The 24,636-nt window shown below is 60.9% G+C and carries 18 protein-coding genes; 9 read left to right on the top strand and 9 right to left on the bottom strand.

The window, feature by feature from the left end:
* Positions 1-5: 5 nt before the first annotated feature.
* The 5 genes from RTH74_RS11325 to RTH74_RS11345 all read right to left on the bottom strand — a co-directional run bounded on the left by RTH74_RS11325 (position 6) and on the right by RTH74_RS11345 (position 5,487).
* Positions 6-818 carry a crotonase/enoyl-CoA hydratase family protein gene (locus RTH74_RS11325; RefSeq protein ID WP_316914700.1) on the bottom strand — a complete coding sequence of 271 codons (813 nt, stop codon included), beginning with the start codon at positions 816-818 and terminating at the stop codon, positions 6-8.
* Between the two features lie 202 nt (positions 819-1,020).
* On the bottom strand, positions 1,021-3,264 hold the full coding sequence (locus RTH74_RS11330) for an Orn/Lys/Arg decarboxylase N-terminal domain-containing protein (protein ID WP_316914701.1): 2,244 nt from the start codon (positions 3,262-3,264) through the stop codon (positions 1,021-1,023).
* A gap of 121 nt (positions 3,265-3,385) precedes the next feature.
* Positions 3,386-4,144, bottom strand: a complete 759-nt coding sequence (dnaQ, locus tag RTH74_RS11335; protein WP_099524431.1) for a DNA polymerase III subunit epsilon — start codon at positions 4,142-4,144, stop codon at positions 3,386-3,388.
* Positions 4,145-4,217: 73 nt separating this feature from the next.
* Positions 4,218-4,670, bottom strand: a complete 453-nt coding sequence (rnhA, locus tag RTH74_RS11340) for a ribonuclease HI (RefSeq protein ID WP_099524432.1) — start codon at positions 4,668-4,670, stop codon at positions 4,218-4,220.
* A 58-nt stretch (positions 4,671-4,728) separates the two neighbouring features.
* Positions 4,729-5,487, bottom strand: a complete 759-nt coding sequence (locus tag RTH74_RS11345) for a methyltransferase domain-containing protein (RefSeq protein WP_316914702.1) — start codon at positions 5,485-5,487, stop codon at positions 4,729-4,731.
* 72 nt (positions 5,488-5,559) lie between these two features.
* Between RTH74_RS11345 and gloB the strand changes: the two genes are divergently transcribed.
* Both gloB and RTH74_RS11355 read left to right on the top strand, forming a co-directional pair.
* Positions 5,560-6,333 carry a hydroxyacylglutathione hydrolase gene (gene gloB / locus RTH74_RS11350; protein ID WP_316914703.1) on the top strand — a complete coding sequence of 258 codons (774 nt, stop codon included), beginning with the start codon at positions 5,560-5,562 and terminating at the stop codon, positions 6,331-6,333.
* A gap of 121 nt (positions 6,334-6,454) precedes the next feature.
* Positions 6,455-8,029: a LysM peptidoglycan-binding domain-containing protein gene (locus RTH74_RS11355; RefSeq protein ID WP_316914704.1), complete on the top strand. Its 1,575-nt coding sequence runs from the start codon at positions 6,455-6,457 to the stop codon at positions 8,027-8,029.
* Here RTH74_RS11355 and RTH74_RS11360 read toward each other — a convergent pair whose 3' ends face one another.
* Entirely contained in the window at positions 8,030-9,511 is a 1,482-nt protein-coding gene (locus RTH74_RS11360; protein WP_316914705.1) for an HDOD domain-containing protein, read from the bottom strand.
* A 107-nt stretch (positions 9,512-9,618) separates the two neighbouring features.
* On the opposite strand from RTH74_RS11360, the gene RTH74_RS11365 reads away from it, so the two are divergent.
* The 7 genes from RTH74_RS11365 (at position 9,619) to RTH74_RS11395 (ending at position 19,629) form a co-directional block, all read left to right on the top strand.
* On the top strand, positions 9,619-11,448 hold the full coding sequence (locus RTH74_RS11365; RefSeq protein WP_316914706.1) for an extracellular solute-binding protein: 1,830 nt from the start codon (positions 9,619-9,621) through the stop codon (positions 11,446-11,448).
* Complete coding sequence (locus RTH74_RS11370; protein WP_316914707.1) at positions 11,445-13,304, top strand: extracellular solute-binding protein; 1,860 nt, start codon at positions 11,445-11,447, stop codon at positions 13,302-13,304. Before RTH74_RS11365 ends, RTH74_RS11370 begins: the two co-directional genes overlap by 4 nt.
* Position 13,305: 1 nt before the next feature.
* A complete protein-coding gene (locus RTH74_RS11375; RefSeq protein WP_279922966.1) occupies positions 13,306-14,391 on the top strand; it encodes a microcin C ABC transporter permease YejB in 1,086 nt (361 codons plus the stop codon).
* Positions 14,392-14,393: 2 nt separating this feature from the next.
* Positions 14,394-15,413 (top strand): ABC transporter permease, encoded by a 1,020-nt coding sequence (locus RTH74_RS11380; protein ID WP_279922965.1) that lies wholly within the window; start codon positions 14,394-14,396, stop codon positions 15,411-15,413.
* A gap of 1 nt (position 15,414) precedes the next feature.
* Positions 15,415-17,028: an ABC transporter ATP-binding protein gene (locus RTH74_RS11385; protein ID WP_106732426.1), complete on the top strand. Its 1,614-nt coding sequence runs from the start codon at positions 15,415-15,417 to the stop codon at positions 17,026-17,028.
* A gap of 28 nt (positions 17,029-17,056) precedes the next feature.
* The gene (gene fabI / locus RTH74_RS11390; protein WP_099524447.1) at positions 17,057-17,851 is read left to right on the top strand and encodes an enoyl-ACP reductase FabI; all 795 of its coding nucleotides are present in this window, start codon (positions 17,057-17,059) and stop codon (positions 17,849-17,851) included.
* Positions 17,852-18,081: 230 nt separating this feature from the next.
* Positions 18,082-19,629: a phospholipase D family protein gene (locus RTH74_RS11395; protein WP_316914708.1), complete on the top strand. Its 1,548-nt coding sequence runs from the start codon at positions 18,082-18,084 to the stop codon at positions 19,627-19,629.
* A gap of 54 nt (positions 19,630-19,683) precedes the next feature.
* Here the strand turns inward: RTH74_RS11395 and RTH74_RS11400 are convergent, their stop codons facing one another.
* From RTH74_RS11400 to lon, 3 genes are all read right to left on the bottom strand, one after another.
* Entirely contained in the window at positions 19,684-21,531 is a 1,848-nt protein-coding gene (locus tag RTH74_RS11400; RefSeq protein ID WP_316914709.1) for a SurA N-terminal domain-containing protein, read from the bottom strand.
* A gap of 192 nt (positions 21,532-21,723) precedes the next feature.
* Positions 21,724-21,996, bottom strand: a complete 273-nt coding sequence (gene hupB / locus RTH74_RS11405; protein ID WP_003239952.1) for a nucleoid-associated protein HU-beta — start codon at positions 21,994-21,996, stop codon at positions 21,724-21,726.
* A 135-nt stretch (positions 21,997-22,131) separates the two neighbouring features.
* Entirely contained in the window at positions 22,132-24,528 is a 2,397-nt protein-coding gene (lon, locus tag RTH74_RS11410) for an endopeptidase La (protein ID WP_316914710.1), read from the bottom strand.
* Positions 24,529-24,636 lie beyond the last annotated feature (108 nt).

The following is a 24,636-nucleotide window of genomic DNA, read 5'->3' on the forward strand; positions in this document are numbered from 1 at the left end:
CGGCATCAGTCGGCGAACTCCGGCTTCTGCTTGGTCATGTGCGCCGCCATGGCCAGGCGCAGGTCTTCCGATTGCAGCATGGCGGCGTTCCAGGTGGCGATGTATTCAAGGCCATCGTCGACCCGGTGATCGCGCATATAGCGAATCATTTCCTTGGTGCCACGCACGGCAATCGGCGACTTGGCGGCGATTTGTGCGGCTATCTCCATCACCCCGGACAGCAGCACCTCCTGATTTTCATAGGTGCGGTTTACCAGGCCGATACGGGCAGCTTCAGTGCCATCGATGTTGCGCCCGGTGAAGGCCAGCTCACGCATCATGCCGTCGCCGATGATGCGCGGCAGACGCTGCAGGGTGCCGACATCGGCAGCCATGCCCATGTCGATTTCCTTGATCGAGAACTGTGCATCGAGCGTGGAATAACGCATGTCGCAAGCGCTGATCAGGTCGATGGCGCCGCCGATGCAATAGCCCTGAATGGCAGCCAGCACTGGCTTGCGGCAATTGTCGACGGCGTTGAAGGAGGCTTGCAGTTCGAGAATCTTGCGGCGAAGTGCCGTGGCGTTGCGACCAACGTCCTTGCCCAGCTGGGCACCGACCGAGGCCAGCAGCATCAGGTCGATGCCCGAGGAAAAGTGTTTGCCAGCACCGGAGAGCACTACGACACGGACCGCATCGTTGTCATCGACCCACTGGAAGATCTCGATGATCTCGCGCCAGAAGTCGGCATTCATTGCGTTGATCTTGTCCGGACGGTTGATCTGCACATGGGCGATCTTGTCCGCCAGCTCGACGCGGAAGGCTTTGTAGTCGGACATGGCAGGCATCCTCAGCCGCGGCTCGGCAGCACAGTAACAATTTTGTGATTAATAACCGAGCAACTATAACAAGCGCGCCATAAAAGTCGATGCTTGCCACTGTGACGCAGGGCACGCCCCGGACGTTAACAACCGCTTTGAATGTCAGAGATAAGAGATTGATCTGTCGAGGATCTTGCTCCCCGACAGATCCACGGCAGGATTACTCCACCAGGCAATCCACGCTGTACTCACCCGCCTCGGTTTGCAAACCGTGCACGTCGATATCGAACCCCGGGAAGGCCTGGTCGAACGTCCGCGCGAACGCCAGGTAGTCGAGAATCGAGCGCGTGGCCGCCGTGAAGCGCTCGCCTGGCATGATCAACGGAATACCCGGCGGGTAAGGCACCAGCATCACCGCAGCGATACGCCCCTGCAATTGATCGATGGGTACCGCCTCGACCTCACCGCGCACCAGACGGTCGTAGGCATCGGCCGGTTTGATCGCCAGTTCAGGCAGCGCCGTGTACATGCTTTTCAGCGCTTTGGCCGTGGCGTTCTCGCGGTAGCAGCCATGCAACGCGTCGCACAGGTCACGCAGGCCCATACCCTGATAGCGCCCGCCGCCCGTGTGGGCGATGGAGGGCAGTACATCGATCAACGGCAGATTGGCGTCGTAGCTGCGCTTGAACTCCAGCAGCTCGGTCAGCAGCGTGCTCCACTTGCCTTTGGTGATGCCCATGGAGAACAGCACCAGGAAGGAGTACAGGCCGGTTTTCTCCACCACCAGGCCACGCTCCCAGAGAAACTTGCTGACCACCGCGGCGGGAATGCCCTGCGGCTCTAGCTTGCCGGCGGCATTGAGGCCGGGCATCACCAGCGTGACCTTGATCGGATCGAGCAGCACATAGTCATCGGCCACTTCGCCGAAGCCATGCCAGTCGGCGTCCGGTTGCAATACCCAGTCGGCGGTCGTCAGGCTGTCGGCGCCATCGGCCGCCCCCGGCTGCCAGATACTGAACCACCAATCCTCGGCACTGAGGTTACGCCGCACATTGGCCAGCGCGCGACGGAAGCTCAGCGCCTCGTCGAAGGTTTCCTGAATCAGCGAGCGCCCTGCCGGCCCTTCCATCATCGCCGAGGCCACATCCAGCGAGGCGATGATGCCGTACTGTGGCGAGGTGGAAATGTGCATCATGAAGGCTTCGTTGAAGCGGTCGCGATCCAGCTGGCGCTGCCCGCCATCCTGCACGTGAATCATCGAGGCCTGGCTGAAAGCAGCCAGCAGCTTGTGCGTCGAATGCGTGGTGAACACCAGCGGCGAATGTTCATCGCACTGGGTGCCCATGCCATAGCGGCCAGCATAGAATTCGTGAAAAGCGGCGTAGGCGTACCAAGCTTCGTCGAAGTGCAGCACCTCGACCGAGCCGCCCAGCGCCTGCTTGACCATCTCGGCGTTGTAGCAGAGGCCGTCATAGGTGGAGTTGGTCACCACCGCCAGCTTGACCTTGGGCGCGCGACCACGCGCCAGCGGGCTGGCGTCGATCTTGGCCTGGATCGATTCCTTGCTGAACTCGGAGAGCGGAATCGGCCCGATGATCCCCAGTTCATTGCGCTCGGGGCACAGGTAAAGCGGGATCGCGCCGGTCATGATGATCGAGTGCAGGATCGACTTGTGGCAGTTGCGATCCACCAGCACCAGGTCATCGCGGCCGACCATCGAATGCCAGACGATCTTGTTCGCCGTCGAGGTGCCGTTGATCACGAAGAAGGTGTGGTCGGCACCGAAGTTACGCGCCGCACGCGCCTCGGCCTCGGCCAGCGGGCCAGTGTGGTCAAGCAGCGAGCCCAGCTCCGGCACCGACACCGACAAATCCGAACGTAGTGTGTTTTCACCGAAGAACTGGTGGAAGGCCTGACCCACCGGACTCTTGCGATAGGCCACGCCACCGCCGTGACCAGGTGTGTGCCAGGAATAGTTGGACTGCGCGGTGTGCTGCACAAGCGCCTTGAAGAACGGCGGTAGCAGGCCGTCAAGATAGTTGTGCGCCGCACGCGCCACCTGCCTGGCGAGGAACGACACAGTGTCTTCGTAGAGATAGAGGATGCCGCGCAGGTGATTGAGATCGGCCATGGCCTCGGCCGGCGCATTCTCGATGGTGACCTGCTCACCCAGGGCGAAGATCGGCAACTGCGGTGCACGCACTCGCGCCACACGAATCAGCTCGACCATGTCCTGCAACAGGCGGCTATTCTCCCCCGCTCCCTCGGCGGCCACAAGGATGCAGGCCAGGCCGTGGTGGGTGGACGCGACAATGCGCCCCTCGGCAGCGCTCGCCGTGGGCAGAATGCTGAAACCGTCCTGGGTAAGCTCCTGAGCAATAGCGCGCACGCGATCACCAGCCACGGTGTCGGCCTTGATGTCGCGGTGCACGATTAGGACGGGGAATTTGAGATCTTTATACATTGTGACGTCCTGAAGGCTGGCAGGCTTGGCCTGCCCATCACCTCAGGTTAGAGGCTCCCCCCGATCGGCGGAACCCCCTGTGCATCACGCTATAAGAAAAGGTCGCAATTGCGCTGTTCGGTTATTCCGGCGCTTTTTCCAACTGCGCCCACAGCGACGGGCCGCCTGCGGATTTTTCGATCACGGCCAGACGCGCCATGTGCGCCGCTAGTTCGTCTTCGCTGGCGCGAATGACGCGAGTACGCGGACGCGATGCGTCAAGACGGCGAATAGGCGTGGCCTGCTGACGCCCGCTGCCATCGCCATCGGAACCTTCACCGGCCAGGGACAGATTGGTCTGCCCGCCAGTCATCGCCAAGTAGACGTCGGCGAGAATCTCCGAGTCGAGCAAGGCGCCGTGCAGTTCGCGGTTGGAGTTGTCGACGCCGTAACGCTTGCACAGCGCATCGAGGCTATTGCGCTGCCCCGGATGACGCTCGCGCGCCATCATCAGGGTATCGAGTACCGAGCAATAATCGCTGACGTCGGCACGCTCGCTTTGCCCCAACAGGGCAAATTCGTTGTTGATGAAACCAACGTCGAACGCCGCGTTGTGGATGATCAGTTGGGCGCCCTTGATGAACTCATAGAATTCATCGGCGACTTCCTTGAAGCGCGGCTTGTCGGCAACGTATTCGTTGGTAATGCCGTGAACCGCGATGGCGCCTTCGTCGATTTCACGATCGGGGTTGAGGTAAACGTGGAAGTGACGCCCGGTCAGACGGCGGCCCAGCAATTCGACACAACCGATCTCGATGATGCGGTGCCCGTCGGTGACCGGCATACCCGTGGTTTCGGTATCCAGCACTACGTAGCGTTTGACGGTGTTCTCGGTTGTCACGCCTTGCCTCTCTCATCTATTCGGGTTGCCGCACACTCAGCGCAGCATCTTAACTCAGGTGCTGAATAACCGCTCAGCGCGCCGCACGCACGTCGTCGACGCCGCGATTGGCCAACTGGTCGGCACGCTCATTGCCGGGGTGACCAGTATGCCCGCGCACCCACTGCCAGCTCACTTGATGGCGATTCACTTCCTCATCCAGCTTCTGCCAGAGATCGGCGTTTTTCACCGGCTCTTTCGAAGCGGTCTTCCAGCCGCGCTTCTTCCAGTTCGGCAGCCATTCCTGGATACCCTTCATCACATACTGCGAGTCGGTCACCAGCTTGACCGAGCACGGCCGGGTCAGCGCGATCAGGCCGGCAATCGCCGCCATCAGCTCCATGCGGTTATTGGTGGTATTGGGGTCTCCGCCCCAGAGTTCCTTCTCCACACCTTTGTACACCAGCAGCGCGCCCCAACCTCCGGGGCCAGGATTGCCCTTGCAGGCACCGTCGGTGTAAATCACCACATCATGGTTTTCAGACATTCATAAGCTCTGTACAGAATTGTTTGGCCGGAGTCTGGCCGGCAGCAAATTGCCGCAATCAGTTGTCGAGATCACGCCGACTGACCTTCGCCACTGGCATCGGCAGCAACTTGCCCATCGGCTCGCGGCGCGACTGCCGCAACGGACGCAAACCAACCACCAACTTGCGTGCTACCAACAGGTAACAACCGGCGCCCGGCAACTGCCAGGCATCGCCCCAGCTCTCCATTCGCCGCAGGCGCGTTTGCCAGGCCAGCGAAGCGAGCGGCGGACGATAGCACCCGAACCGCCGTTTCTCCAACGCAAAGCCCAGCAAACTCAGCCAGTCGCCGACACGGCTCGGGGCGATACAACGTGCCTTGGCCAAACCGTCCCGGGCAAACAGGCGACGCACACCCCAGGAGCTCCAGGGGTGAATACCCAGAATCAACAGATGCCCGCCAGGTCTGACGCTACGCGCCGCCTCACGCAACAGGCCGTGGGGTGACAAGCTGAAATCCAGGCCGTGCTGCAGCACCACCACGTCGGCGGCGTGCTCGCCCAGCGGCCAGGACTGCTCTTCGCAGACGATCTGCACGCCTGGCATCGGCGCGCCAAGGCGCACGTTGTGCTGGATCTGTCCCGCTTTGGGCGGGCCCTCGGCGCCAGGGCCGTAGCTCACCAGATAACCACCGAAAAAACGCGCCAGCTCCTCTTCCAGCAAGCGCCGCTCTTCCTCCAGCAACAGTTGGCCGAGCGGCCCGGCAAGCCAGTCGCGCGCCTCGCCGATAAGCTTGAGCCACTCAGGGTCGGCCTGGGCGAATGCCTCATCAGTCATCGCTGCCTCCGCATGACAGGTTCTGCATGTCGTGTCTAAGATGCACCTTTATCATCAGCTTAGCGACCCGCAATGATTCAGATCGACGCGCTGCCCGCCTTCAATGACAACTATATCTGGCTGCTGCAGGACGCCCGCAGCAAGCGCTGCGCCGTGGTCGACCCCGGCGACGCGGCGCCGGTCATGGCCTGGCTGGAGGCCCGTCCTGACTGGACGCTCAGCGACATCCTGATCACCCACCACCACTTCGATCATGTCGGCGGTGTCGAAACACTGAAGAAAGCCACCGGCGCACGTGTTGCCGGCCCGGCGGCAGAAAAGATCCCGGCCCGTGACCTCGACCTGAGTGATAACGACGAGATCGACGTGCTCGGCCTGCGCTTCCAGGTCATGGCCGTGCCTGGCCACACGCTCGGTCATATTGCTTACTACCACGCCGGAGAGGACCTACTGTTCTGTGGTGATACCCTGTTCGCAGGCGGATGTGGCCGCCTGTTCGAAGGCACCCCGCAACAGATGCATCAGTCTCTCAGCCGCCTGGCTGCCCTGCCCGCCCGTACCCTGGTGTACTGCACCCACGAATACACCTTGAGCAACCTGCGCTTCGCCCACGCCGTCGAGCCGGACAATGCGCGCTTAAACGAACGCCTGGCCGAAGTGACCCGCTGGCGCGACGAAGGCCGCATCAGCCTGCCGTCGAACATCGAACTGGAACTGGCCACCAATCCTTTCCTGCGTGCTGGCGAGCCTTCGGTCGTCGCTGCGACCAACGGACGCGATGACCGCCAGTCGAGCGAGCCAAGCGCCGTATTCGCTAGCCTGCGCGCCTGGAAAGACAACTTCTAGCTGCTGAGAAAAAGGTCGACAGGCCCGCAAAAGACCAGTCCGGGACTGGTGAAAACTTGACCAGCACCGCCTCGATTCCTAGAATCGCCCGAATTTTTCGTCGGGATGAACACCTCAGCCAATGCCTTTATCATCACGCAAGCCATTGAATATAAAGGCATTGGCGCGAAGCTCTCGAGCGCTCGCAGTGATGTGTTGCATGATCCTGGCCGGTTGTCAGAGCCTGCCCAGCGACACCCCGGATCGCTCTGCCGATACCTCCCGCGCCATCGGCATGGAACGTGAGCCCGAGTGGCTCAGCAGCGAAATCAAACCCCGCGAATACACCGATATCTGGGAGCGCATGCGCGACGGTTTCAAGCTGCAGGACCAGATAGGCATCAACCCGCGCATCGAACGCGTACGCCTGTGGTACGCCAGCAATCCTAAGCACGTCGACACCGTCAGCGAACGTAGCGCCCCCTATATCCACTACATCGTCGAACGCCTGGCAGAGCGCGACATGCCGATGGAGCTGGCGCTGCTGCCAGTGATCGAAAGCGCTTACGACCCGCAAGCCTATTCTTCGGCGCACGCGGTCGGCCTCTGGCAGTTCATTCCATCTACCGGCCGTTACTACAACCTGCGCCAGACCAACTGGTACGACGGTCGCCGCGACGTCACCGCCTCGACCCAGGCCGCACTCAACTATCTCAGCCGCCTGCACGAAATGTTCAACGGCGACTGGTTACTCGCCCTGGCTGCCTACAACGCTGGCGAAGGCCGCATCAGTCGCGCCATCGAACGCAACGAGAAACTCGGCCTGCCCAGCGACTACTGGAACCTGTCGCTGCCCAAGGAAACCGAAGATTACGTGCCCAAGCTACTGGCGCTGTCGCAGGTGATCCTGACGCCGGAAGCCTATAACGTGACCCTCTCGCCGATCGCCAACGAACCCTACTTCGAACAGATCGCGATCAAGCAGCACATGGATCTGGCCCGCGTCGCCAAACTGGCCGACCTGGATGAACAGGAACTGCTGCAGCTCAACCCGGCCTATAAGCGCGGCATTACCCTCGATGGCCCGCAACATCTGCTGGTACCAACCGACAAAGCCGAGATGCTCAGCGCCAACCTGGCCTTGATGAAACCGCAGGAAATGGTCGACTGGCAGAGTTACACCGTGCGCTCCGGCGATAGCCTGCACGCCATTGCCAATCGTCATCACCTTTCAGTGAACATGCTCAAGGACGTCAATCGCCTGAGCAGCAACAACCTGAGCATCGGCCAGGTACTGACCATTCCAGGCAAACCTGGCACGCAGCCGAGCGAGCCGCTGTATCAACAGCGCGACACCGCGCAGAGCGTGGCCAGCCGGACCTATCAAGTGAAGAATGGCGACAACCTGTGGCAGATCGCTCGCGCCAACCAGGTCGCCGTGCATGATCTGAAGCGCTGGAACAAGCTGCAGGGCAATGATTTGAAAGTCGGCCAGGTGCTCACCCTGGCCGCCGCCGATAGCAGCGCGCGTGTCGCCAGCACCGCTCGCAGCACCTCCAGTTCGCGCGACAAGGCCACCTACTACCGCGTGCAGCATGGTGATTCGCTGTACGTCATCGCCAAGCGCTTCAAGATCGACCTAAAGCGCCTGCAAGCCTGGAACCCACGCAGCAGCAGGCTGCAACCAGGGGAAATGCTGACCCTCTACCTGCCGTGATCAGCGCCTGCTGATCGCCTCCAGACAACGCCCCGCCAATTGCGTGAAGCGTTGAAACGCCACGAACTGCTCATGTCGTAGCGCCCGCCCGGACAGCCGGCTGTCGGCATACAGCACGCCGATTTCCCGCGTACCCGCGATAATCGGCGCGATGAAGAACATGCCAGCGCCAAGACTGCGCCGTATCGGCTGGGTCACCAGCTCGGCCAGGTTGTAGCTGGCGGGCACGCCCATCCAGATCGCCTCACGATGGCGCAGCGCATAACTGAAGATATGCGGCTGCTCCATCTGCTCGGCTGGCAGTACGAACTCCTCCAGCCATTGCTGCGACTTTTCACCGATCACCCGTTTGGCGCGGAAGCGGCTCTGCCCATCGGCCAGCACCGTAAGCATCACACGCTCCAGGCCAGCGCCGCGATGCAGGCCTTTGAGCAAGGTATCGAGCACCAGCCCGACATCGACCCTGGCATTGACCATCAGGCCGAGATCCTGCAGTGCCTGCTGCATCACCAACAGATCCGGCTGCAGTAAGCGCGCACGACGCTCTTCCTGCTGCTGACGAATCTGCTCGGGATCGGTATTGGGAATCAGCCGGCACAACTTGCTGGCACCGAAGGTCGAGGCGACCTTCACCGCCTCATCAGCACTGGCCAGCACCTGCTGCAGGGTTTCCTCGGGAGTCAGCTCGATAAACGCCGCTACCTTGCCCAGCACGCCCTCCATTTCCGCACAATCCCAGCCACCCATCGCCGCCTCGCTGATTCGCACGCCCAACTGTACGGCGTAGGCGGCCGGATCATGCTGGCTGGCGCCTGCCTGGGCGAGGATGGCGGTTTCGCTCAGATTCCAGCTTTTCAACAACGCCTGGGTAAGTTGACGAAAGCTGGCGCCGAGCCCCTCACGCACCGCCTCATCGACATCGACACCGGGGCGGTCAAGGGCATCGGCCAGTTCGTCAGCCTGCGCCCCACCACAACCCCAGAACGCCAGCTCGCCCAGGTGATGGAGCAGTGCAGCGATGAATACCTCTTCGGTGTGCCCGGAAATGACATAGCCAGCCAGGTTGCGCGCCTGCACCGCGGCATGGAAAGAACGCGCGAGTAATGTCTGCAACTGCTCTCGCGGCGCACGGGTTAGCAGCCCGTCAATCAGGCTCACAGAAAGGCTGATCAGGCGCACATTGTCGAAGCCGATCAGGACAATGGCTCGCGAGATGGTCTTGATGGTTTCCTGGGACGGGTTGTAGTAGACGCTGTTGCCGACCCGCAGCACCTTGCTGGTCAGCGCCGCATCACGCAGCAACACATCGGCCAACTGCTGCACCGATGCAGAATCCTGCTGCGCAAGGCGTTGCAGATCCTGCACGACGGCAGCCAGCGCGGGCAGTTCAGCTTGGTTCAGGCGATCGATCCATGACTGCAAACCATGGCTTCGTTCCGACAAATTCGTACCCTCATGGCGTGTCCCTGAAGTGTATGTCATAGCGTGGTAACCGCCCGCCCACCGCTGCACTCTTTTTCCTGTCCATACAAGCTGTTACTGTACCGCCCCAGAGCCCAAACGCCGCCATGGATCGGATCTCACGCCCGATGCGTCCCCTCCTCCTGCTGTTCCTCAGCCTGGCCTTGAGCTTTCCCGCCTCTGCGACTATCAGCGAGAGCCACGGCTACGCCCAGTTCGGGACACTCAAGTACCCTGCCAGCTTCAGTCATTTTGACTGGGTCAACCCCGATGCGCCCAAAGGTGGCACGTTGCGCATCATGGCGTCCGGTACTTTCGATACGCTCAATCCCTACACACTCAAGGGCAGCAGCCCGATCTCGACCGCGCATTTCCTGCAGTACGGCGCCAATGAGCTGAATGAACCCTTGATGGTCGGCACGGGCGCTTACGATCCTTCCGGCGATGAGCCAGCCTCCAGTTACGGCCTGATCGCCAAAAGCGTCGAGTACAGCGAAGATCGCAGCTGGGTGGTGTTCAATCTGCGCCCCGAAGCGCGCTTTCACGATGGCAAGCCGATCACCGCCTATGACGTAGCCTTCTCCTATCGCCTGCTGCGCAATGACGGCCATCCGCAGTACCGCACCAACCTGCAGGAGGTGAAGCGCGTCGATATCCTCGGTCGTCACCGCATCCGCTTCGTCTTCAAGCGCGCCGGCAATCCGCTGCTGATCCTGCGCCTGGGGGAACTGCCGGTGCTGCCGCAGCACTACTGGAAAGATCGCGACTTCAAAAGCACGACATTCGACGCCCCGCTGGGCAGCGGCCCGTACCGCATCGTCCAGGTCGTGCCTGGCCGGCGCCTGGTGTTCGAACGGGTGAAGGACTGGTGGGGCAAGGATCTGCCGGTCAATCGTGGCAAGTACAACTTCGACCGCGTCGAGGTCGAGTTCTACCGCGACAACCATGTCGCCTTCGAAGCCTTCAAGGCCGGTGAATTCGACTTCTACATCGAGAACCAGGCGAAGAACTGGAGCAACGGCTACCGCTTCCCGGCCGTGATCCGCGGCGACGTGATTCGCGCCGAGATACCGCACCAGATCCCGACGCAGACCCAGGCACTGTTCATGAACACGCGCCGCGAGCTGTTCAGCGACCGCAGGGTGCGCGAAGCGTTGGGGCTGATGTTCGATTTCGAGTGGACCAATCGCACGCTGTTCAACAATGCCTACGTACGCGCCGCCAGTTACTACCCCAACAGCGAATTCTCGGCCACCGGCAAACCCGAAGGCGCAGAGTGGTTGCTGCTGTCACCTCACCGCGACAAGCTGCCCGCGCGCCTGCTCACCGAGCCACTGACACAACCGGTAACCGATGGCCGCGGTATCCCCCGGGAAACCTTGCGCCGCGCCCTAGGTCTATTGGCCGACGCCGGCTGGAAGCCTTCCGGCCAGGAGTTGCGTAATGCTCGCGGTCAACGCCTCGAGTTCGAGATCATGCTGGTCAACCCCAGCCTCGAACGCATTCTCCAACCCTATATCGCCAACCTCGCCAGTATCGGCATACGCGCCAACCTGCGCACTGTCGACCGCGCCCAATACAAGCAACGCCTTGACCAGTTCGACTACGACATGATCCTGCTGACCCTGCCGCAAACCCTCAGCCCAGGCCTGGAGCAATCGCTGTATTTCCATTCCAGCCAAGTGAACATCAGGGGTGGCAAGAACTATGCGGGCGTCAATGATCCGGTGGTCGACGAGATGATCGACAAGCTGCTCTCGGCGCAGACGCGGGACGAACAGGTGGCAGCCGCACGGGCCCTTGATCGGGTCCTGCTCTGGCAGCACTACAGCATTCCCAACTGGTACATCAATTATCACCGCCTGGCGTACCGCAACCGGTTCGCCTTCGTCACCACGCCGCCCTACACCCTGGGCCTGCGCACCTGGTGGCTGAAGCCCACGGAGAACGCTCGATGACCCACCCGCTGCGCAGTTTCCTGCTCCACGGTAGCAGCCTCATTCTGCTCGGCCTGGCCGGCCTCACCTTCGCCGCCCCCAAGCATGCCGTCACCCTCTACGACGAGCCGCCCAAATATCCCGCCAACTTCACGCACTTCGAATACACCAACCCCGACGCGCCCAAGGGCGGCACGTTTCGCGAAGCGGGTTTCGGTGGCTTCGACAGCCTCAACCCCTTCATCAGCAAGGGCGTGGCCGCCGACGAGATCAATCTGATCTACGACACCCTTGCCGTGCAGAGCATGGACGAGCCTTTCACCGCCTATGGCCTAGTGGCAGAAAAGATCGAGAAAGCGCCTGACAACGCCTGGGTGCGCTTCCTGATACGCAAGGAAGCGCGCTTCCACGACGGCACGCCGATCACCGCCGAGGACGTCAAGTTCACCTTCGATACGCTGATGGAAAAAGGCGCACCGATGTACCGCGGCTACTACGCCGATGTCGAAGAGGTGGAAGTGGAATCGCCGCACAGCGTGCGTTTCGTGTTCAAGCACGCCGGCAACCGCGAGCTGCCGCTGATCGTCGGCCAACTGCCGGTGCTACCCAAGCACTGGTGGGCCGAGCGCGACTTCGCCAAGAGCAATCTCGAGGTGCCTCTGGGCAGCGGCCCATACAAGGTCGGTCGTGTCCAGGCCGGTCGTAGCATCCGCTACGAGCGGGTCGACGACTGGTGGGCCAAGGACCTGCCCGTGAGCCGTGGTTTCTATAATTTCGACACCATCCAGATCGACTACTACCGCGACAACACCGTGGCCCTGGAAGCGCTGAAGGCCGGCCAGTTCGACTACTGGCTGGAAACCAGTGCGAAGAACTGGGCCACCGCCTACAACACCCCGGCGGTTGCCAACGGCCAGCTGATCAAGGAAGAAATCCAGAACCGCAACCCCACAGGGATGCAGGGTTTCATCTTCAACACCCGCCGTCCGCAGTTCCAGGATCGCCGCGTACGTGAAGCACTGGGCCTGCTGTACGACTTCGAATGGGCCAACAAACGCCTGTTCAACGGCGCCTATTTCCGCACCCGCAGCTACTTCGACAACTCCGAGCTGGGTTCGCAAGGGCTGCCCGGTGAAGACGAACTGAAGATCCTCGAGCCGCTGCGCGGCAAGATTCCAGCCGAAGTGTTCAGCGAAGAATTCCGTGTACCGGTCACCGACGGCAGCGGCATCATCCGAGAGCAACAGCGCCGCGCCTACCAGCTGCTGCAACAGGCTGGCTGGCGTATCGACGGTGATCGCATGCTGGACGCCAGCGGCCAGCCGGTAAGTTTCGAGTTTCTGCTCGCGCAGACCGAATTCGAACGCGTGCTGCTGCCCTTCAAACGCAACCTGGCCGACCTCGGCATCGAGCTGGTGATCCGCCGTGTTGACGTTTCGCAGTACATCAACCGCCTGCGTTCGCGTGATTTCGACATGATCGTCGGTGGTTTCGGCCAGTCCAACTCGCCGGGCAACGAACAGCGTGAATACTGGCATTCTTCCAGCGCGGACAACCCTGGCAGCCGCAACTTCATCGGTCTCAAGGACCCGGCCATCGACCAGATAGTCGAAGGACTGATCAACGCCGACTCGCGGCAACATCTGATCGCACACACTCGGGCTCTCGACCGCGTGCTGCTGTGGGGCTATTACGTGATCCCCAACTGGCACATCAAGACCTGGCGCGTCGCCTACTGGAATCGCTTCGAGCATCCGAAAGTGACGCCGCTCTACGATATCGGCCTGCACACCTGGTGGGTACGCCCAGGCCTGGAGCAGCCAAGCGAGGCCCAGCAGCAAGCCGCCGAACAAGCGACCGAAGAGGCGAAGCAATAACATGCTGGCCTATATCTTTCGCCGCCTGCTGCTGATCATCCCGACCCTGTTCGGCATTCTGGTCATCAACTTCATCATCATCCAGGCCGCACCCGGCGGCCCGGTCGAGCAGATGATCGCCAAGCTGGAAGGTTTCGATGCGGCTGCCGGCGGCGCCACGGGGCGCATCGGCGGCGGCGGCGCCGAAGTGTCGGTGGCCGGCTCAAACTACCGAGGCGCCCAGGGCCTCGACCCACAGCTGATCGCCGAGATCGAGAAAATGTACGGTTTCGACAAGTCGGCACCGGAACGTTTCTGGATCATGCTCAAGAACTACGCGCAGCTGGACTTCGGCTCCAGCTTCTTCCGCGACGCCCAGGTCATCGATCTGATCATCGAGAAGATGCCGGTGTCGATTTCACTCGGTCTCTGGAGCACCTTGATCATGTATCTGGTCTCCATCCCGCTGGGCATCGCCAAGGCCACCCGCCACGGCAGCGCCTTCGACGTCTGGACCAGTTCAGCGATCATCGTCGGCTACGCCATCCCGGCGTTCCTCTTCGCCATCCTGCTGATCGTGCTGTTCGCCGGCGGCAGCTACTGGGACTGGTTCCCGCTACGCGGCCTGACCTCGAACAACTTCGAGCAGCTCAGCCTCGGCGGCAAGATTCTCGATTACCTTTGGCACCTGGTACTGCCGGTCACAGCCCTGGTCATAGGCAACTTCGCCACCCTGACCTTGCTGACCAAGAACAGCTTCCTCGACGAGATCAACAAACAGTACGTGGTTACCGCCCGCGCCAAGGGCCTGACCAACCACCGCGTGCTCTACGGGCATGTGTTCCGTAACGCCATGCTGCTGATCATCGCCGGTTTCCCCGCTGCCTTTATCGGCATTTTCTTCACCGGCTCGCTGCTGATCGAGGTGATCTTCTCGCTCGACGGCCTGGGCCTGATGAGCTTCGAAGCGGCGATCAACCGCGACTATCCAGTAGTGTTCGGCACCCTGTTCATCTTCACCTTGCTGGGACTGGTCGTGAAATTGATCGGTGACATTACCTACACCCTGGTCGATCCGCGCATCGACTTCGAAAGCCGGGAGGGTTGAGCATGAAACTCTCGCCTCTCAATCGACGCCGCTTCGACCGCTTCAAGGCGCATAAACGTGGTTGGTGGTCGCTTTGGCTGTTCCTCATATTGTTCGGTCTGAGTCTGGGCGCCGAACTGATCGCCAACGACAAGCCCCTGGCCGTGCGCTACGACGGGGAGTGGTATTTCCCGGTACTCAAGCGCTACCCGGAAACCGTGTTCGGCGGCGAATTCCCGCTGCAGGCCAATTACAAGAGCCCGTACATTCAGGACCTGATCGCGGAAAAGGACGGCAAGATGATCTGGCCGCCGATCCCCTTCAGCTATTCGAGTATCAACTACGAGCTGGAAGTACCAGCCCCCGCACCACCCTCGGCACAGAACTGGCTGGGCACCGACGATCAGGGCCGTGACGTCCTGGCGCGGGTGATTTACGGCTTCAGGATCTCGGTACTGTTTGCCCTGATCCTGACCCTGGCCAGCTCGGTGATCGGCGTGATCGCCGGTGCGCTGCAGGGCTTCTATGGCGGCTGGGTCGACCTGCTTGGCCAACGCTTTCTGGAAATCTGGTCGGGCCTGCCGGTGCTCTATCTGCTGATCATCCTCGCCAGCTTCGTGCAGCCGAACTTCTGGTGGCTGCTGGGCATCATGCTGCTGTTCTCCTGGATGAGCCTGGTCGACGTGGTCCGCGCCGAATTCCTGCGCGGGCGTAACCTGGAATACGTGCGTGCGGCACGAGCACTGGGCATGGAGAACGGCGCCATCATGTTCCGCCATATTCTGCCCAACGCCATGGTTTCGACCATGACCTTCATGCCGTTCATTCTCACCGGTGCGATCGGCACGCTTACCGCCCTGGACTTCCTGGGCTTCGGCCTGCCGCCTGGCGCACCGTCGCTCGGCGAGCTGGTCGCCCAGGGCAAGAGCAACCTGCAGGCCCCGTGGCTGGGCATCAGTGCCTTCGCCGTGCTGGCGATCATGCTGAGCCTGCTGGTCTTCATCGGCGAAGCCGCCCGCGATGCCTTCGACCCGAGGAAATGACATGAGCCAGAACGAAACCCTGCTGCAAGTGCGCGATCTGGCCGTCGAGTTCGTCATGGGCGATCAATGTCAGCGCGTGGTCGAGAACGTCAGTTTCGATATTCACAAGGGCGAAACCCTGGCCCTGGTTGGCGAGAGCGGCTCGGGCAAGTCAGTGACGGCGCACTCGATCCTGCGTCTACTGCCCTACCCGCTCGCACGGCATCCGCACGGCAGCATCGAATACGCTGGCGAGGACCTGCTCAAACTTGGCGAAGGCCGCTTGCGCGGCATTCGCGGCAACCGCATCGCCATGGTCTTTCAGGAGCCGATGACCTCGCTCAACCCGTTGCATTGCATCGAGAAGCAGATCAACGAAGTGCTTGCGCTGCACAAGGGCCTGCGCGGTAAGGCCGCCAGTGCACGCACGCTGGAACTGCTCGAGTTGGTCGGCATCCCCGAACCGAAGAAGCGTCTGAAGGCTTACCCGCACGAGCTATCCGGTGGTCAGCGGCAGCGCGTGATGATCGCCATGGCCCTGGCCAACGAGCCACAACTGCTGATCGCCGACGAACCGACCACCGCGCTGGACGTCACCGTTCAGCTGAAAATCCTCGAACTGCTCAAGGATCTGCAGGCGCGCCTGGGCATGTCACTGCTGCTGATCAGCCATGATCTCAACCTGGTTCGCAGAATTGCTCATCGCGTATGTGTCATGCAGCGCGGTCGCATCGTCGAACAGGCGTCGTGTGAAGAATTGTTCCAGGCTCCGCAGCATCCCTACACCCAGGAACTGCTCGGCGCCGAGCCCAGCGGCGACCCTGCGGCCAACCCTGCGGGCGAGCCGCTGCTGGAAGTGGACGACCTGCGCGTATGGTTCCCGATCAAGAAGGGCCTGCTGCGCCGGACGGTGGATCATGTCAAAGCGGTGGACGGCATCAACTTCAGCCTGCCTCAGGGCCAGACTCTGGGCATCGTCGGCGAAAGTGGTTCCGGCAAGTCCACGCTGGGCATGGCCATTCTGCGGCTGCTCGCCAGTCGCGGTGATATCCGCTTCCAGGGCCAGCAGTTGCAGGGCCTCAGCCAGCAGGAAGTACGTCCGCTGCGCCGGCAGATGCAAGTGGTGTTTCAGGATCCCTTCGGCAGCCTGAGCCCACGCATGTCGGTGAGCCAGATCGTCGGTGAAGGTCTGCGCATTCACGGTATGGGCAACGAGGCGGAACAGGAACAAGCCATCATCGACGCGCTTTTGGAGGTAGGGCTGGACCCGCAGACGCGGCATCGCTACCCCCACGAGTTTTCTGGCGGGCAACGGCAGCGGATTGCCATTGCCCGGGCACTGGTGTTGAAACCGGCGCTGATCCTGCTGGACGAGCCCACTTCGGCGCTCGACCGTACGGTGCAGCGTCAGGTGGTGGAGCTGTTGCGCGGCTTGCAGGCCAAGTACAACCTGACCTATCTGTTTATCAGTCATGATCTGGCGGTAGTCAGAGCGCTGAGCCACCAGTTGATGGTGGTCAAGCAGGGCCAGGTGGTCGAACAAGGGTCTGCAGAGTCGATCTTCAGTGCACCGCAACACCCTTATACGCAGCAGTTGCTGGAAGCCGCTTTTCTGGCCCCGGCAACGGCTCACTGATCCTTGAAACAGGAAGAGGAATAGCACAATGGGTTTTCTAACCGGTAAGCGCGTACTCATCGTTGGCGTCGCCAGCAAACTGTCCATCGCCTCGGGTATCGCTGCTGCCATGCACCGCGAAGGTGCCGAGCTGGCCTTCACCTACCAGAACGAGAAGCTCAAGGGCCGCGTAGAGGACTTCGCTGCCGGCTGGGGCTCCAGCGCTGACCTGTGCTTCCCTTGCGATGTGGCCAACGACGAGGAAATCGCCTCGGTATTCGAAGCGCTGAGCAAGAAGTGGGATGGCCTGGACTGCATCGTCCACTCGGTTGGCTTCGCCCCGGGCGACCAACTCAATGGCGACTTCACCGACGTCACCACCCGTGAAGGTTTCAAGATCGCCCACGACATCAGCGCCTACAGCTTCGTCGCCCTGGCCAAGGCCGGTCGCGAGATGATGAAAGGCCGCAACGGCAGCCTGCTCACCCTCTCCTACCTGGGCGCCGAGCGCACCATGCCCAACTACAACGTCATGGGCATGGCCAAGGCCAGCCTGGAAGCCGGTGTACGTTACCTGGCCGGTAGCCTCGGCCCGGAAGGCACCCGCGTCAACGCCATCTCTGCCGGCCCGATCCGTACCCTGGCCGCCAGCGGTATCGCCAGCTTCCGCAAGATGCTGGCCGCCAACGAGAAGCAGACCCCGCTGCGTCGCAACGTGACCATCGAGGAAGTCGGTAACGCCGGTGCCTTCCTCTGCTCCGACCTGGCCTCAGGCGTCAGTGGTGAGATCATGTACGTCGACGGCGGCTTCAACACCACCGCCATGGGCGCCATGGAAGACTGATCGGCAGTCGACCGGGCATCGACTGGAACTCCAGCATCGACGCCCCCTGCTGAACGGCACGAAAACGCCGCAGATCCCCTTGGGACTGCGGCGTTTTTCGTCAGGACGCCAGCAAACCTTGCAGAGGCTGAGCGCGCCGAGCCGCGTTCTGATGTCACATTTCATTAAAGCCCGGCACGCATCAACACTGACGCGGTCCTAGATGGGAGGCCTGGAACCGAGAAAGGTAAATGATCCAGACAAACACCTGGCGAGCCTGCCTGATTACCGCGCTATGCAGCGTCGCGGCTGGCTGCGCATTACCGCCACTGGATGGCCGTAGCGAAAGCCTGGCCTTCACCCAGGCCGAAACGGCCGACACCACACTGGGGCAAGCTCTGGGTAGCGAGCGGGACGCTCATCCCGGCTTGTCCGGCATCCTTACGCTGGCAGCGGCCAGGGACGCCTTCGCCGCGCGCATGCTGATGGTCGAAGCGGCCGAGCGCAGCCTCGACGTGCAGTACTACATCTGGCGCAATGACGTCACCGGCACCCTGTTACTCGACGCCCTGCTCAGAGCGGCAGAGCGCGGCGTACGCGTCCGCCTGCTGCTGGACGACAACGGCATTGCCGGCCTGGATCAGACACTCAGCACACTCGATCAACACCCCAACATCGAAGTACGTCTGTTCAACCCCTTCTCCCTGCGCAAAGCCAAGATGCTGGGTTATCTGACGCATTTCTCCCGCGCCAACCGGCGCATGCACAACAAGTCGCTCACCGTCGACAACCAGGCCACCATCATTGGCGGGCGCAATATTGTCGACGAGTACTTCGATGCCAGTGAGGGCGTGCTTTTCGCCGACCTCGACGTGCTGGCAATCGGCCCAGTGGTGGCGGATACCTCGGACGATTTCGATCGTTACTGGGCCAGTGATTCGAGCTATCCGCTGGAGCTGATCGTGCCGCGCAGCCAGAACGCCCCATTGCGCCTACACGATATCGCTGCAGACCTTTCCAATACACCTGCAGCCAGCGGCTACGTGAAAGCCCTACAGGAAAGCGACTTCATTGCACGCCTGCTGGACAAGGATCTGAGCTTTGAATGGAGCGAGACCACGCTGGTCAGTGACGATCCCGCCAAAGGCCTTGGCACGGCCAGTGATAGCGAACTATTGATCAGCGACCTGAAAGACATGCTCGACACTCCCACATCTCGGGTCGATCTCGTCTCACCCTACTTCGTCCCCACGCAAGCCGGCGTCGACCTCTTCACCGGCATGGTACGACGCGGCATAGAAGTGCGTATTCTCACCAATGCGCTGGAAGCAACCGACGTGACGCCCGTGCACGCCGGCTACGCCAAGCGCCGTCGCGCCCTGCTGGAAGGTGGCGTCAAACTCTATGAAATGCGCCTGGGTGCCGACGATGAGGCCCCCCGGGAAAAAGCCGGGCCGTTTGGCAGCTCCGGCTCGAGCCTGCACGCAAAGACCTTCGCTCTGGATGGCCAGCGCATCTTCATCGGCTCGTTCAACTTCGATCCACGCTCCGCCCGCCTCAACACGGAGATGGGCTTTATCATCGAAAGCCCGGCACTGGCTGCCGCCATTGGCCAGGCATTCGAAACCGATATTCCGGCAAATGCCTATGAGCTGGGGCTAAGCGAGAACGGCGGGCTCTACTGGCTTGAGCGCCAGAATGGCGAGCAACGTCGACTCGACAGCGAGCCTGGTACGGGGCTGCTGAAAAACCTGGGCGTACGCCTGCTTTCCTGGCTGCCCATCGAATGGTTGTTATGACCTCAAAATGAAAGAGCCCCTCACTTGGCGGGGCTCTGTCTTAGCAAACAACGATCAGAAACGCTCGATGTCGGCCTTGGCTTCCAGCTGCTTACGCAGTGCGGCGAAGTCCTGCTGACCTGCACGCGATGCGAGGAAGTTGCGGTACATGGCAAGCTCTTCGTCAGCCAGCGCCTCTTCCGGCACATTCACGCCATCGAGACGCAGCACAACATAGTCACCATTGTTCAGTGTCACGCCGGCGAAGGTCGGCTCACCCGCCTTGGCTGGCTTGGGCATACGGAACAGCGCTTGCAGCACCTTCGGCTCAACGCCGTCCTGGCTGCGCGTGGCGGCTTCCTGAACCTGCCAGCCAGCATCGGCAGCTTCACCTGCCTCGGCAGCGGCCAGTTGCTTCTCGCCCTCAGCCTTGGCGGCAGCGGCGGCACGCTCTTGCTGCAGATGAGCGCGGATGCTCTCTGCAACCTGCTCAAGCGGCAACTGCTCAGGCTTGTTGTGCTCTTTGACGCGCACGACAACCACGGTGCTTGGGTCCAGTTCGATGGTCGAGCTGTTGGTGCCATCTTCCAGAACCTCAGGGCTGAATGCAGCCTGCAGTACCTGACGGTTGGCAGTGATACCAGTTGCACCACCCTCACGGCCGAAGGCTTCGCTGGTCTTGACCTCGAGCCCCAGCTCCTGAGCCGGCTGCACCAGATCCGACGCTTCGAACGCAGCATCTTCCAACTGCTTGGTTGCCTCGACGAAGCGCTGCTCGACCTGTTGCGCCTTGAAGTCACGCGCCAGCTTGTCCTTGAGGCTGTCGAAGCTCGGCACTTCAGGCGCCTGAACACCCAGCAGCTTGATCAGATGCCAGCCGAACTCGCTCTTGACCGGCTCGGAGACCTGCCCTTGCTGCAGTGCATAGAGCGCCTCTTCGAAGGCCGGGTCGTAAACGCCAGGACCGGCGTACCCCAGATCACCGCCATCGGCAGCCGATCCTGGATCTTGCGAGAACTCCTTGGCCAGGGCAGCGAAATCTTCGCCAGCGTCTACACGCGCCTTGATCTCTTCGATCTTGGTGCGCGCTGCCTGGTCATCGCCCTCGATAAGGATGTGCGCAGCCTGACGCTGCTCAGCCAGGTTGGCGATCTCGCTCTCGTACAGCGGCTGCAGATCTTCATCGCTGACTTCGACCTGATCGAAGAAGCTGTCCTTGTGCAGTTCGACGTACTCCAGCACCACTTGCTCTGGGCTCATGAACTCGCTGGCATGCTCGTCGTAATAGGCGTTGACGTCGTCATCGCTCAGTTTGATCGCAGCACTATCGGCCTTGATGGCGAGGCTGGCGAAGTCGCGGGTCTGGCGCTCTAGATTGGCGAACGCACGCGCCTCCTGCTCAGTGACGAAGCTACTGGCGCCGAGACCGGCACGCAGTTGCCCAATCAGCATTTCCTCTTCCAGCATCTGACGGAACTGCAGACGGGTGTAGCCCATCTGGCGAATGACCTGATCGAAGCGCGCAGCATCGAAGCGGCCATCTACCTGAAATTCGGGAGTTTGCAGAATGACCTGATCCAGCGACCCCTGCGAGAAGGCGAAGTGGGAATCGTCCGCTGCTTGCAACAGCAGCTTGCGCTCGATCAAACCCTTGAGCGAAGCCTCACGCAGCAATTTGTCATCGAGCAGCGAGGCATCGAAATCGCGACCCAATTGCTGCAGCAGTTGGCGACGCTGCATTTCAACGGCCTGGTTGAGCTCGCTGAGGGTAATGGTGTCTCCGTTCACGTCAGCCGCATTGTTGCGATTGCTGGCTCCCGTGACGATAGCTTCGAAACCGGTAAACGCCATCAGCATCACAATGAGGCCGATGATGATTTTGGCAATCCAACCGCGTGAATTGTCCCTGATGTTTTGCAGCATGCTTCCCCCAGAACGACTGTACAGAGTCACCAGCCGCGCAGTGTGGGTAATGTCCAGATAGAAGAAAGGCGCATCCTTGGATGCGCCTTCTCGTAACGCGTTAAGCAGTCAGAGCAAGAGTCTGGGACTACCTGCGCTGCCCCCTAACAGCCGCCAGATGAAGCCTGACGGCGAGGCAAACCCGGAAGACGCTTAGTTGACGGCGTCTTTCAGAGCCTTGCCAGCTTTGAAGCCTGGGATCTTGGCAGCAGCGATGCTGATCGGCTTGCCGGTCTGCGGGTTGCGACCAGTGCGAGCAGCGCGCTCTTTGACAGCGAAGGTGCCGAAGCCAACCAGCACAACGGAGTCACCAGCCTTCAGAGCGCCAGTGACGGATTCAATCACTGCATCCAGCGCGCGGCCAGCAACAGCTTTCGGGATATCAGCAGATGCAGCGATGGCATCGATCAGTTCCGACTTGTTCACTCTAAGTCCCCTTATTTCTGTTTAGTTTGTTTCTTGATTTTTAGTGTAAGCAAAGCGGGTGCTGGATGGCCTGCTGACACAATAAGAGCCGCTTTATAACAAGGGCTCAAAAATTGTGTCAAGGAAGCCCCCCGGCTAATGCGTGCTAATTCGCTCCTTGGAATCAGACTCGCGCTTGTCATCCGTTGCAACCATCTCGGGAGCCGCATCGGGCAAGGGCTCCGGGGCGTATTGCAGCGCAATTTGCAGGACCTCGTCAATCCATTTAACCGGTTTAATCTGCAGGTCTTGCTTAATATTTTCCGGAATTTCCTTCAGATCACGCACATTTTCTTCGGGAATGATCACCGTCTTGATCCCACCCCGATGAGCTGCCAGAAGTTTTTCCTTGAGACCACCGATGGCCAACACCTGACCACGCAAGGTGATTTCTCCAGTCATGGCCACGTCCGCCCGCACCGGAATCTGCGTCAATGCCGAGACCAGCGCCGTGCACAGACCAATGCCCGCACTCGGGCCATCCTTAGGTGTCGCACCTTCTGGCATATGGATGTGAACGTCGCGCTTCTCGTTGAAATCAGCTGCGATCCCCAGGCTTTTCGCACGACTGCGAACCACCGTCATGGCCGCCGTCATGGACTCCGCCATGACATCGCCCAACGAGCCGGTCTTGATCAAAACGCCCTTACCAGGCACTACCGCCGTCTCGATGGTAAGCAGCTCGCCGCCCACCTGCGTCCACGCCAAACCCGTTACCTGGCCAATCTGATCCTGCTGCTCGGCGAGGCCGTAGCGATGCTTGCGTACCCCCAGGAAATGCTCCAGGGAGTCCGCGCTGACCGTGACCTGGAAACGCTTCTCGCGCACATGTTCTTTGACAACCTTGCGGCAGACCTTGGCAATCTGCCGTTCCAGACTGCGCACACCAGCTTCACGCGTGTAGTAACGAATGATGTCGCGAATCGCCGATTCTTCAATTTCCAGCTCGCCCTTCTTCAGACCATTGGCCTGTATCTGCTTGGGCGCCAGGTATTTGATGGCAATGTTGACCTTCTCGTCCTCGGTGTAACCCGGCAGCCGAATGACTTCCATCCGGTCCAGCAACGGCCCAGGGATATTCATCGAGTTGGCGGTGCAGAGGAACATCACGTCCGACAGGTCGTAATCGACCTCCAGATAGTGATCGTTGAAGTTGTGGTTCTGCTCCGGATCGAGCACCTCGAGCAGCGCAGACGCAGGATCACCACGCATGTCCTGGCCCATCTTGTCGATTTCATCGAGCAGGAACAGCGGATTGCGCACGCCGACCTTGGTCATCTTCTGAATCAGACGCCCCGGCATCGAGCCGATATAGGTGCGACGGTGGCCACGAATCTCGGCCTCGTCACGTACGCCGCCCAAGGCCATGCGCACGAACTTGCGGTTGGTGGCAGTGGCGATGGACTCGGCCAATGAGGTCTTGCCCACGCCGGGCGGGCCAACCAGACACAGTACCGGGCCCTTGAGCTTCTTCACCCGCTTCTGCACGGCGAGATACTCGAGGATGCGTTCCTTGACCTCTTCCAGACCGTAATGGTCGGCATCTAGGATGCTCTCTGCGCGCGCCAGATCGAGACGTACCTTGCTCTCGGCCTTCCACGGCACGTTCACCAACCAGTCGATATAGGAACGCACCACGGTGGCCTCAGCGGACATCGGCGACATCTGCTTGAGCTTGTTCAGTTCGGCATTGGCCTTGGTCAGCGCTTCCTTGGTAAGGCCGGCATTGTCGATGCGCTTCTTCAGCTCGTCGATCTCGTTGTGGCCTTCATCGATATCGCCCAGTTCTTTCTGAATGGCCTTCATCTGCTCATTCAGGTAGTACTCGCGCTGGCTGCGCTCCATCTGCTTCTTCACGCGGCCACGGATGCGCTTCTCGACCTGCAGCAGGTCGATCTCGGCATCCAGCAGCGCCAGCACATGCTCGACGCGGGCGGACAGCGAGGTGATCTCGAGGATCTCCTGCTTCTGCTCGATCTTCAGCGCCATGTGCGCGGCCATGGTATCGACCAGACGGCTGGGCTCATCGATGCTGTTGAGCGAAGACAGCACTTCGGCCGGGACCTTCTTGCCCAGCTGCACGTATTGCTCGAATTGACTGAGCAGACTGCGAGTAAAGACCTCGGACTCGCGCTCGGCGGTCTCGCCCTCCTCGATCAGTTGCACTTCGGCGCGGCAATGATCATCGAGTTCGATGAAACGCTCGATGGAACCACGCTGCTCACCCTCGACCAGCACCTTGACGGTGCCGTCGGGCAACTTGAGCAGTTGCAGGACAGTGGCAACGGTACCTACGCGATACAGATCCTGATCATCCGGATCATCGACGGCCGGATTCTTCTGGGCCACCAGAAGAATCTGCTTGTCGCCCGTCATCGCTGCCTCGAGGGCCTCGATGGATTTCTCACGCCCGACGAAAAGCGGGATGACCATGTGCGGATAGACCACTACATCGCGCAATGGCAGGAGAGGCAATTCGATGGTTGTCTTCATGATTTCGGCTCAGCGGCGGCCAAAAGGCCGTAAACAGGCGGGATTACCCTTGGCTTTTAAGATGGGGGTAGCTCCCATAAAAAACAAGCGCAATGTCCAGAAAAGCGA

It is taken from the genome of Pseudomonas sp. zfem001, assembly GCF_032621725.1.
GTDB lineage: Bacteria > Pseudomonadota > Gammaproteobacteria > Pseudomonadales > Pseudomonadaceae > Aquipseudomonas > Aquipseudomonas sediminis.